Origin of the sequence: Morganella morganii (assembly GCF_041099235.1) — a bacterium.
GTDB classification, from domain to species: Bacteria; Pseudomonadota; Gammaproteobacteria; order Enterobacterales; family Enterobacteriaceae; genus Morganella; species Morganella morganii_E.
The window spans coordinates 1-548 of record NZ_JBFZSO010000026.1 but is presented as its reverse complement, the minus strand read 5'-3'; the positions used below and the strand labels follow the sequence as shown (position 1 = coordinate 548).

Here is a 548-nt window from a genome sequence, read left to right as displayed (position 1 = left end):
CTGATTATACCGTAGTGGCTTTTGCCACCTTTTCCTGGTGCTGACGGCGGTTAAGCAACGCATGCAGTAAAATAGCGCCGAAAGTCGCCGTCCCAATCCCTCCAAGGCGAAAGCCCCCCAGCGACAAGGTAAAATCGCCTGCGCCCAGAACCAGCGTCTCCGCCACCATGATTAAATTCGCATTCAGGCTGAGATCGACCCGATTCTGCACCCATATCCGCGCCCCGGTGACCGCAATCAAACCAAAGACCACGATTGATGCGCCGCCAATGACCGGGCCTGGGATCGTATGAATCAGGGCGCCGAACTTGGGCGAAAACCCGAGCAGGATGGCGATCAGCGCCGCGGCGACAAACACCAGTGTTGAATAGACTTTGGTCACCGCCATAACGCCGATGTTCTCCGCATAGGTGGTGACGCCGCTACCGCCGCAGGCGCCGGAAAGCAGGGTCGCCAGCCCGTCGCCGACAAACGCGCGCCCCATCCAGGGATCCAGATTGCGCCCGGTCATTCCCGATACGGCCTTTAAATGCCCCAGGTTTTCCGCC

General features: G+C 59.5%; 1 protein-coding gene. It reads right to left on the bottom strand.

The features are described from left to right. Positions 1-4: 4 nt before the first annotated feature. The coding region (locus tag AB7038_RS18080) for a solute carrier family 23 protein (RefSeq protein WP_369453749.1) at positions 5-548 on the bottom strand (544 nt) is incomplete at its 5' end.